We start from the raw sequence: 10,439 nt of genomic DNA, 5'->3' as shown, positions 1-10,439 counted from the left end.
CCTCGGCGGGGGGAACCGGAACGAACCCCGAGAAGCGGACGCTCAGTTTCTCGATGGCGGTCGGGTCGCCCAGCCAGTCGGTCAGGTACTGCGCGGCCAGGCCCATGGTGAGCAGGCCGTGCGCGACCACGGTGGGGAGCCCGGCCAGTTCGGCGGCGCGGTCGCTGAAGTGGATCGGGTTGGGGTCGCCGGAGACGCCCGCGTAGTTGGCCAGGTCGCCGCGAGTCAGGCGGGCGGTGGCGGGGGGAAGTTCGGTTCCCTTTGTCAGAGAGTCGAATTCGGGGGTGGTGTTGACCGCGACGGTTTCGCGCGCGGGGAGCGCGGGGGCAGGGCCGGTGTGGCGGATCAGGAGATCGCCCGCGCCGACGCCGCCGATGGTGTCGGGGCGCGGGTGCATGCTGATGTTCTCGACGGCCTCGACGATATTGGGGTCGACCTCGATGCCGCGGCGGGCCACGATCGTGGTGGTGCCCTGCACGGCGACCTGGTCGTGCTGGTTGCGCAGCTTGAAGCCGACGTTGATGAAGTCGTTGTCGCCGAACTGGCGGATCGACTCGATCTCGATCTCGGTGCTGATCCGGTCGCCCGCCAGCATCGGGTGGAACAGCTCGAAGACCTGGTCGGTCTGCAGCACCTGCGACAGGTCGTACTCGGTGAGCACGCTGTCGAGCAGGGCTCGGGTGGCGGTCATGCCGATCACCGACGCGAAGGTCGGCGGGGCGATCACCCCGTCGTAGCCGAGCTTGCGCGCGTCGACTTCCTGCTGATGGGCGGGGTGCAGATTCTGCACCGCGCGAGCGAATTCCCGGATCTTCTCGCGGCCGACTTCGTAGTGATCGCGGAACGCGAAGCGCTGACCGACCAGCGTCGCATCCGGGACCACAGCATCGATGTCCGGCTGCTCCACTGTCTGTTCCCTGCTCATGATCCGGAAAACATTACTTGTTCACCCATCTGGATCACCAGTTATGTGTGACCCGTCATAGCAGGCAGAACTGCCCACTACGACGGGTCTACGCACGATCAGGGAGTGCCCGCGGGATCACACACCTTCCAGCTACCGTCGGTGCGCTGCAGGTCGAACGTCCGCGCGGTCCGTTTCGACGGATCCGCCGTGGTGTACACGGTGGCCTGGGCCAGGGCGGTGTCACCGGTGATCCGGACCGCGTCCACGCTGTCGACGACCGGAATGGAACCGCGCTCGGTCGAGACGTCGTGCACGCCCTTGAACTGCTCGGGACTGATGCCCTGATAGAACGTGTGCAGCTCGCCACACGTGCTCGCCCGCAGGTCCTCCAGGTCACCGCTGCGCAGCGCGTCGGTGTAGTCCCCGATCACCGCTTTCACCTGTCCCTCGGGCGAATCGTCCGCACCGCCCATCAGTGCCACGACCGTCGCGATCAAGGCGACGACCAGCACCGCGGCGCCACCGGCAGCCAGCAGCCACTTCTTGGACCGCTCGGCGCCGGGCGCACCGGCCTCCTCGCCCTGCTCGAACCCGATCCGCTGCGGCGGCGCCACCTGCCGCTGACCCTCGGCCAACTGCTGGGCGGGTCGAGTCGGCTGGATATCCGCGGGCGAAGGCGCCGATCCACCTGTCCGCTGCGGCGCACCCGGGCCGCGAGGCGGCGACGGCTGAGTCTCCTCGACTCCCTGCTGGTCCGAATCGGCCGCGGCGGTGCCACCGGGGGACTGGTTGCCCGCAGCCGCGAGTCCTGACAGACCGGCCGCAGCGGGCCCGAACTGCTGGGGACCGGCGGGTCCTCGCTCGCCGGTAGCCGCCGGGCCCTGCTGACCGGCGGGCCCGTGCTGGCTTCGGCCCTGTTGTCCTGGACCGACAGGCCCGGGTCCGCCGGGCCGCGAGCCGGCAGGCCCTTGCTGGCCGCGTGCGGGTCCCTGCGATCCCTGCCCGTATTGGCCGGGACCCGACGGTCCCTGCTGTCCCGGACCCGCGGGGTGCTGTCCGGGGCCGGTAGGACCGCCGAGCCCGGGCTGTCCGGCCTGTCGGGGACCTGCGGGACCGCGGGGCGTATTCGGCGGCGGCGTCATCGCGGGCCGCCCACCGGCGGGTGGCACCACCCGGTCGGTTCCGCCCGGCCCGGCGGTCTTCGCCCGCTGCACCGGCATCGCGGTGGTCGGCGCATCCGCCGCACTCACCGTACGCATCGCCACGGTCCGATCCTCGGACCCGGAGCCCGCGTCCGAGGGCCCACTGGTCTGGAACTTCTCGGTCGCGTCGACATCAACCGGCTTGTCGCCCCGCGAGTCACCCTGTCCCGCAACAGCACCGGACTGCACGGCCCCGGACCCTGCTGCCCCGGACCCTGTGGCCCCGGACCCGGCGGCTGCGGACCCGGCGGCTGCGGACCCGGCGGCTGCGGACCCGGCGGCTGCGGACCCTGTGGCCGCGGACCCTGTGGCCGCGGACCCTGTGGCTGCGGACCCTGTGGCTACGGACCCTGCCGCCGCGGACCGTGCGGCCGTGGATCCTGCGGCCGTGGATCCTGCTGCCCCGGACCCTGTGGCTGCGGACCCTGTCGCCGCGGACCGTGCGCCTGTTGCCTCGGCGTCCGCCGCCCGCTCGGCAGGTGAGGGCGCGGTGCTCGCGGGCCGTGAAGCTGTGGACCCGGTGGTCGTGACCGAGTCGGCTTCGGTGTTCGTCTTCGCCGCGGCGGTCGGGTCGTCCTTCTGCTCTGCGGTGGCGGACGCATTCGAATCAGCTTCGGCTGCGGTCCCTTCCGCGGAGCTGTCGCCGTCCTGGGCCCGTGTGTCGAAGCTGTCCTCGGCGTTCGACGTCGAGCCTCGCGCATCCGACGTCTCGTCGGATCCGCCGCTCGCCGCCGCCGCGGCACCTGCGGCGACGGCGCCTGCCGCCGCTGCTCCCACCACCGCGCCACGTGCGGTGGTGTCATTCGGTGTGGGTTCGTCGCCGTACTCCGCATCCGACGCCGCCGCGAGATCGGCCCTGTTCATCGCGGCAGTCGGCACATCGGCCTGAGCCGATTTCGCCTGGGAGCCACCCATTTTCACCGTGCGGTCATCTGCCGAACCCCCGCGCCCCACCGACGGGTTCCGCCCGGGAATCGGCATCGCGGTCGTCGGCGCGTCCGGTCCGGCGATGTCGGAACCCTGCTCGTCCCGAGCCGCTGGGCCCGAAACCTTCGCTCGGTCGTCCCGGCTCCCGCCGGGCAACCCCTTCGACAATCCGGCCAACGGCGAGCCGCCGTCAGCTGAATCCTGTTCCACCCCTTGGTCCGCTGATCGGCCATTCGATCCCGAGGGCGCGTTCCCCTGCCGCCCGGCGGAAGGCGAGCCACCACCGGGCCTGCCGACTCGCGACTCGCCACCCGGTCCGGCGGGCTGCGATCCACCGCTCACATTGCCCGGTGCGCCCGCCTGCCGAGCGCCGGGCGCACCGGCGTTTCCACCCTCGACGCGAGGTCCACCGGCCTGCTGCGAACCGGGGCCACCGCCCGGTCCGTACCCCGGATTCGGTCCACCACCTTGAGGGCTGAGCCCGCGCCCCGCTTGCGGCGATCCCGGGCCACCCGGCCCACGGCCCGCGGGCGGTCCACCCGCTTGCGCTGAACTGGGCCCGCCGCTCGGTCCGCGTCCCGCCGGCGGTCCACCCGCTTGCTGCGAACCCGGGCCGCTCGGCCCGCGTCCCGCTGGTTGTCCACTTGGCTGCTGCGAACCGGGACGACCGCTCGGCCCGAAACCCGCCTGGGGTCCACCACTCGGCCCGCGTCCCACGTGTGGTCCGCCGCCCTGCGGCGAACCGGGTCCGCCGGCCGGGCCCGTGGCACGCGGCCCGTTCTGGCCCGAATACGGTTGTGCACCGGGCGTATTGCCCGGGCGGCCTGAAGGTTGTTGAGTACCAGCAACATTGCCCGGCTGTCCCGCTCCCGGCCGCGCCCCACCGGGCGTGAACCCCGGGCGGCCCCACGACTGCTGTGCACCCGGTCCCGAAGACTGTTGCCCGCCAGGCACAGTGCCTTGTCGCGCGGAACCCTGTCCGGCGCCGGGCGCAGTGCTGTCCGGCCGCCCACCAGCGGCGTTACCCTGCGGTGCGCGAGGTCCTTCTTGTGCAGATCCACTCTGCGCCCGCGATCCACCGGAAGCCACGGGCCCACCCGGGCGCTGAGGAGCACCGGGTGCATCGGGACCACTCGGGCGCTGAGCACCACCAGGTGTATCGGGACCACCCGGGCGCTGAGCACCTCCGGGCTGATCGCCCTGCCCCGCGGCGGGCTGCGTCCCACCGGAACGTGCGTCCTGCACGCGCGCACCGTCATCGGGTCGACCCGGCAGATCTCCTCGCCGGATCACCACGGTCTCATCGGGACCCACCGGCGGTCTCGTCGCCCGGTCCGGCTCGGTGACCGACTCCGGTGCGCCGGGAGGGGACGCGGACGAATCGTCACGCTGGCCGGGCGCGCCGGGACCGGCGGACTCTGCTGCCGGGTTGTTCTCGTCGGTCGGGTCGGACACCTCTGTACCCCTCGCTCAGGCTCGAACGTTGCACTCTGCGCTCAGCCTAATAGGCACAGCGGCGAAGCGGTCCCAAGTCTCGCGCGCACGGCGGCGGCGAAGAGACAGGCAGGCTCCCGAGGTGCGACCGCCGAGTGGTCGCGAGCTTGCGCGCGCGATCGGAGCGAAGGGCGACAGCCGACGTCGCAGGGCCGGGTTCCGGGCGTGCCGCGCACAGCCCGAGCGAAGGTGAAGGCATGCGTGACGGGCGCTGCGCGGGCGAGACCGCCGGTCGCTGAGCGGCGGGCCGGTCGGCGACTGCCACAGCCTCGGTGCACAATGAACCCATGACCTCCTTCGGTGACCTGCTCGGACCGCAGCCGGTCCTCCTTCCCGAACTGATCGACGCCGAGGACGCCATTGCCGCGGGCACCGACCCGGTCGATGTCGCCGCGCAGTTCCCGGCCGCGTCGATCGCGTGGGCCCAGCTGGCGGAAGCCGCTCTGCAGCGCGCCGGCGGCGAGGTGAACCACGACACCGTCGCGGCGTACGCCTTCGCCCGCACCGGCTACCACCGCGGCCTCGACCTGCTGCGGCGCAACGGCTGGAAGGGTTTCGGCCCCGTCCCGTGGAGTCACGAACCCAACCAGGGCTTCCTGCGCAGCGTCGGCGCGCTGGCGAGCGCCGCGAAGACGATCGGCGAGACCGAGGAGTACGCGCGCTGCCTCGACCTGCTCGAAGACTGCGACCCGCGCGCGGCGAACGAACTCGGCCTGGACTGAGCCAGTGGCCGGGTCCGAGTCGTAGGTGAGCGAACACAAGCCTTTCGTCGCCGTCGCCACTCCGGTTGTCGCGGCCGCCAAGGTCAGCACCGTCGGCCGGTACCGGGCGTCGATCGAGCGCCTGCGGCTCTCGGCGATTCCGATCATCCAGTGCGCGCTCGGCGCCGGGCTGGCGTGGTTCATCGCCCACAACCTCGTCGGCCACATCGAACCGTTCTTCGCCCCGACCGCCGCGGTGGTCTCCATCGGTATCTCGTTCGGTGCGCGAGTGCGCCGGTCGGTGGAACTGGTGGTGGGTGTCGCGGTCGGCATCGGCATCGGCGACCTGTTCATCGCGCAGGTCGGGACCGGCGTCTGGCAGGTGGCCCTGGTGGTCGGCGGCGCCATGTCGGTGTCGGTCTTTCTCGGCAGCGGCGCGCTCATGACCATGCAGGCGGCGGGTTCGGCCGTGCTGGTCTCGACCTTGAATCAGGCGCCCGGCGCGGGTCCGAACCGCATGATCGACGCCTTGATCGGCGGACTCGTCGGTGTGGTGATGGTCGCGCTGATCCCCCTGCACCCGGTGCGCCGCGCCCGCGAACACGCTGCCGGCGTGCTGTCGGTGATGAGCAAATCGATGATCACCTGCGCCGAGGGCCTGCTCGAACAGAACTCGACGAAGGTCTCCGACTCGCTGTCGGCGGTGCGTGACACCCAGCCCCAGATCGACGCCCTGCGCGACGCACTCGCGGGCGGCCGTGAGATCAGCCGCATCTCACCGCTGTACTGGAACTCCCGAAAGCGTTTGGAACGCATCCACAACGCGGCCGATCCGCTCGACAACGCCGTTCGCAATACCCGCGTGCTGCTGCGCCGTTCGCTCACTCTGGTCCGCGACGACGAGGTCCTCGATCCGCGCCTGATCGACCTGGTCGACCAGCTGGGCCACGCCACCGACGTGGTCCGCAAGATGATGCTGGCCGATCCGGGCGAGCAACCCGATCAGGCCGAAGCTCTCACCTCGTTGCGCGGCGTCGCCAAGGCTGCCCGCCCCGAACTCGTTGTCGGGGCGGGCTTGTCGGCGCATGTGGTGTTCGCGCAGCTGCGCTCGATCGTGGTGGATCTGATGGTGGTGTGCGGAATGCAGCGCATCTCGGCGATCGCCCTGCTTCCGCCCACTGTGCCCAATCCGTATGTGACGCCCGAGGAGTGACTTCAGTTGCCGACGGGGGAAACGCGCGGGCGCCCCGATCGCAGCGAGAAACGCTTGCGATCGAAATCCCACGCCCGGTAGATCGGCCACTGCGAGGTGTGCATGATCCAGGCGCCGGTGATCACCGCGCGGTGGAACGGCACGATGGCGTAGCCCTGATTGGCGATGGTCTGCAGGCCGCGCAACTGGTACTGCCACCACACGTCCGGCGGGGTCTTGCGACGGCGCGCGGAGATCTCGGCCCGCAGCGTCGGCAGCTGGTCGATGCGCAGCTTCGCCTTCGACAGGCACAGCGCCAGGTCGAGGTCTTCGTGCAGGTCGCGACGGGTGGTGGTGGCGGCACGCACCTGGTCCCACGCCGAGCGCCGGATCGCCATATTGGCGCCGTGCACATTGCCGACGGGCTGGGTCTTGATCATCCCCAGCCGTTCCTGGCCGCCGATCGCGGCCGCGAGGAAGATGCCGATGGGGGAGTCGTGATAGGTGCTGATGCCGGTCACCGCCATGGTGTCCGAGTAGGAGTCGAGGTGGGCGCGCACGGTGGCGCCCCACTCGGGGGAGACGAGGGTGTCGGCGTCGATGCGGCCGAGGTAGTCCCCGCGAGCCTTGTCGAAGCCGGTGTTGCGAGCGAACGCGACGCCGGGCTGCGGCTCACAGATCAGCTCGATCTTGGGATGTCGGGTGGCGAGTTCGGCGACGATCTCGCGGGTGTTGTCGGTGCTGCCGTTGTCGACGACGACGATCTCATCGATCGTGTCCTGGTCGACGAGGCGCTCGAGGCATGCGGTGATGCCCGCTGCTTCGTCGAGCGCCGGGATGACGACGGACAGGACAGCGGACGATCCGGTGGAGCTCATACGCAATTTCCGTTCCAGGGTCGATGCTGACCCGAGGCTAACGCCAGAATCGGGTCAATTGGCCACCATAGGCGGCCCACACCTCAGGTACCCCGGACAGTTCGAACAATGCGTAAACACCGTTGAAAAACACCTGACTCAGCGGGGTGAAAAAGATGACAGCGAACAGGATCAACATGCCGTAGGGCTTGAACTGATCGAGCGAGCGCCGGGTCTGGTAACTCAGCGACGGCTCGATGATGCCGTAGCCGTCCAGCCCCGGCACCGGCAGAATGTTCAGCAGAAACGCCGTGATCTGCAGAAACGCCAGAAAGCTGAGCCCGCACCAGAACGCGGGATGTTCGGCGACCGAGCCGAAAGCCCGGATCACGATCAGCAGCACCACCGCGCACAGCGCGTTCGACGCGGGTCCGACCGCGCTCACCAGGCGCTGCACACTCGTCTTGAACCGTGTCGTGTCCACATACACCGCACCGCCGGGCAACCCGATGCCACCGAGCGCGATGAACACCAGCGGCAGACCGATCGACAGCACCGGGTGGCTGTACTTCAGCGGATTCAGCGTGAGATACCCACGCACCTCCACCTCGTGATCGCCTGCCCGCCACGCCACATACGCGTGGGAGAACTCGTGCAGGCACAAGCTGATGATCCAGCCGAACACCACGAGCATGAAGACGCCGACCTTGGCGCGCACCGAATCGATGTCGGCGTCCCAGGCGAGCGCACCGCCGCCCACGGTGATCAGGACGATCAGCAGGAAAACCGGGCTCGGCCGGACCGCGCTGTGCCCGGACCGCCGATCCGAGGGGAAGGAGTAGGTCATCGCACCAATAGCCAGGGTTGTTCGAATCGATAGAAGGTCGAGCGGGGGACGGTACGTTCGGCGGTGATCCCGTCGCGGGTGACGACCGCCCCCGGCGTCCCGAGCTGGGCGGCACGGCCGGACACCCAGGTGCGCTTGCGCAGGCCCTTGCGCACTCGCGCGCGGACACCGGGCATGGTCATCGTGGGCGAGATCAGCATCGTGGTGACCTTGCCGGTGAACAGCAGCGTGTCGTCGACATAGGCTTCGCCCTCGAGCTTCGCGCCGTCCACACCGGTGATGCTCGCGCGGCCGACCAGCACGGTGCCGGTGTCGTCGCGGATCAGCGGGGTCTCGATCGCCCGGCCCTCCACCGCGCGCTTCGCGGCGCCGTTGCCGGTTCCGGTCTGATAGACCCGCGAGGCGTAGGTGGTGTCGACCGGGACGAAACCGACTTCGACGTGCAATCGCTCGGTGCGCATCAGATGGGTGAGCACGGCCGCGAGCGAGGCATCGGCGCCGAGCACGATCAGGCGCGGCAGGCTGTCGGCGGCCAGCACCGGAAGCAACTCGTCGATCACCGCGACATCGGGGACACGCCCGGTCTGGGTGTTGGGTAACGAGGAGAGCGCGATCGGGACCGGCATTTCACCGCATCGGAGAACGTGGGTACTCAAACTGCGGTACACCCTCCTCGGTCACGCAAAATCACTGCCGACTGGTAACCGTAACCGATCAGGGCAGGTGCGGTAGGGCGGGGTCGAACCGCTCCGGCGGGGCAGGTCGACGGGACCTGATCAGGCGTCGGCTAGACTGTGTCTCCGGCCACCGCCTCAGTACGGCAGGTAGCTGCAGTGCCGCGTGTGCTGCCGTCGATCTGTAGGAGACTCCGAAATGCCGGCAATCGTCCTCATCGGCGCCCAATGGGGCGACGAGGGTAAGGGCAAAGCTACAGACCTGCTCGGTGAGCGGTTGCAGTGGGTGGTCCGATACCAGGGCGGCAACAATGCCGGCCACACGGTGGTTCTTCCCAATGGCGACAAGTTCGCGCTGCACCTGATTCCGTCCGGCATCCTCACCCCCGGTGTGAAGAACGTCATCGGTAACGGTGTCGTCGTCGACCCGGGCGTGCTGCTCGACGAACTGGCCGGTCTGGAAGAGCGCGGAGTCGACACCTCCGGCCTGCTGCTCTCCGCTGACGCGCACCTGATCATGCCGTATCACGTGGCCATCGATAAGGTCACCGAACGCTTCCTCGGCAACCGCAAGATCGGCACCACCGGTCGCGGTATCGGTCCCTGCTATCAGGACAAGGTCGCCCGCGTCGGCGTCCGCGTGGCAGACGTGCTCGACGAGAAGATCCTCACCCAGAAGGTCGAAGCCGCCCTGGAGTTCAAGAACCAGGTGCTGGTCAAGATCTACAACCGCCGCGCGCTCGACCCGCAGCAGGTGGTGGACGAGGTGCTCGAGCAGGCCGAATCGTTCAAGCACCGCATCTCCGACACCCGGCTCGAGCTGAACCTGGCGCTCGAGCGCGGCGACACCGTGCTGCTCGAAGGCTCGCAGGGCACGCTGCTCGACGTCGACCACGGCACCTACCCGTTCGTCACCTCGTCGAACCCGACCGCGGGTGGCGCGGCGGTGGGTTCGGGTATCGGACCGAACAAGATCGACACGGTGCTCGGCATTCTCAAGTGCTACACCACCCGCGTCGGCTCCGGCCCGTTCCCGACCGAGCTGTTCGACAACTTCGGTGAGTTCCTGGCCAAGAACGGCGGCGAGGTCGGTGTCACCACCGGTCGTGCGCGGCGTTGTGGCTGGTTCGACGCGGTGATCAGCCGGTACGCCACGCGCGTCAACGGGGTCACCGATTACTTCCTCACCAAGCTGGACGTGCTGTCCGGGCTGGATACGGTGCCGATCTGCGTGGCGTACGAGATCGACGGCAAGCGGGTCGAGCAGATGCCGACTACGCAGACCGAGTTCCACCACGCCAAGCCGATCTACGAGGAGCTGCCGGGTTGGTGGGAGGACATCTCCCACGCCCGCACCTTCGAGGAGCTGCCCGCCAACGCCCAGGCGTACGTGCTGCGGCTGGAAGAGCTGTCGGGTGCGCGGATCTCGTGCATCGGTGTGGGTCCGGGTCGCGACCAGACGATCGTTCGGCACGACGTGCTCGCGTGATGTGAGACTGGGAAACCAGTCGGAGGTGCCGGGGCGGGTAATGGACCCGGCCAGTGGGGTTGGGGGGGGTGCGAATATAGGTAACATGGTCTTAAAAACAAAAGAAGCTGCCGACGAAGGTAGGGGGGTATATATAGGGGGTGGCGGGG

General features: G+C 69.3%; 9 protein-coding genes. 4 read left to right on the top strand and 5 right to left on the bottom strand.

What is annotated here, in order from left to right; translation table 11 throughout:
- Positions 1–925, bottom strand: a 925-nt coding sequence (locus ACFWF3_RS10995) for a fused (3R)-hydroxyacyl-ACP dehydratase subunits HadA/HadB (RefSeq protein ID WP_379313491.1), incomplete at its 3' end; no start/stop codon positions are given.
- Positions 926–1,023: 98 nt separating this feature from the next.
- Complete coding sequence (locus ACFWF3_RS10990; RefSeq protein WP_379313490.1) at positions 1,024–2,298, bottom strand: hypothetical protein; 1,275 nt, start codon at positions 2,296–2,298, stop codon at positions 1,024–1,026.
- A 223-nt stretch (positions 2,299–2,521) separates the two neighbouring features.
- Here ACFWF3_RS10990 and ACFWF3_RS10985 point away from each other — a divergent pair, with 223 nt between their 5' ends.
- The 3 genes from ACFWF3_RS10985 to ACFWF3_RS10975 all read left to right on the top strand — a co-directional run bounded on the left by ACFWF3_RS10985 (position 2,522) and on the right by ACFWF3_RS10975 (position 6,444).
- Entirely contained in the window at positions 2,522–2,998 is a 477-nt protein-coding gene (locus ACFWF3_RS10985) for a hypothetical protein (RefSeq protein ID WP_379313489.1), read from the top strand.
- Between the two features lie 1,819 nt (positions 2,999–4,817).
- Positions 4,818–5,252: a DUF3151 domain-containing protein gene (locus ACFWF3_RS10980; protein WP_378633595.1), complete on the top strand. Its 435-nt coding sequence runs from the start codon at positions 4,818–4,820 to the stop codon at positions 5,250–5,252.
- Between the two features lie 25 nt (positions 5,253–5,277).
- On the top strand, positions 5,278–6,444 hold the full coding sequence (locus ACFWF3_RS10975) for an aromatic acid exporter family protein (protein ID WP_378995891.1): 1,167 nt from the start codon (positions 5,278–5,280) through the stop codon (positions 6,442–6,444).
- A gap of 2 nt (positions 6,445–6,446) precedes the next feature.
- On the opposite strand, the gene ACFWF3_RS10970 is transcribed toward ACFWF3_RS10975, so the two are convergent.
- Genes ACFWF3_RS10970 through ACFWF3_RS10960 form a run of 3 tightly spaced genes read right to left on the bottom strand, consistent with a single transcriptional unit; the run spans position 6,447 to position 8,753 of the window.
- Positions 6,447–7,301 carry a glycosyltransferase family 2 protein gene (locus tag ACFWF3_RS10970; RefSeq protein WP_378995893.1) on the bottom strand — a complete coding sequence of 285 codons (855 nt, stop codon included), beginning with the start codon at positions 7,299–7,301 and terminating at the stop codon, positions 6,447–6,449.
- Between the two features lie 37 nt (positions 7,302–7,338).
- A complete protein-coding gene (locus ACFWF3_RS10965; protein ID WP_379313488.1) occupies positions 7,339–8,127 on the bottom strand; it encodes a site-2 protease family protein in 789 nt (262 codons plus the stop codon).
- Positions 8,124–8,753, bottom strand: coding sequence for a hypothetical protein (locus tag ACFWF3_RS10960; protein ID WP_378633606.1), 630 nt, complete (start codon positions 8,751–8,753; stop codon positions 8,124–8,126). Before ACFWF3_RS10960 ends, ACFWF3_RS10965 begins: the two co-directional genes overlap by 4 nt.
- Positions 8,754–9,000: 247 nt before the next feature.
- Between ACFWF3_RS10960 and ACFWF3_RS10955 the strand changes: the two genes are divergently transcribed.
- Positions 9,001–10,290 (top strand): adenylosuccinate synthase, encoded by a 1,290-nt coding sequence (locus tag ACFWF3_RS10955; RefSeq protein ID WP_378633609.1) that lies wholly within the window; start codon positions 9,001–9,003, stop codon positions 10,288–10,290.
- The last annotated feature ends 149 nt before the right edge of the window (positions 10,291–10,439 follow it).

The sequence above is a fragment of the Nocardia sp. NPDC060220 genome (genome assembly GCF_042727815.1).
GTDB lineage: Bacteria > Actinomycetota > Actinomycetes > Mycobacteriales > Mycobacteriaceae > Nocardia.
The sequence above is the reverse complement of the archived record's forward strand: the minus strand, read 5'-3'. Positions and strand labels throughout refer to the sequence as shown.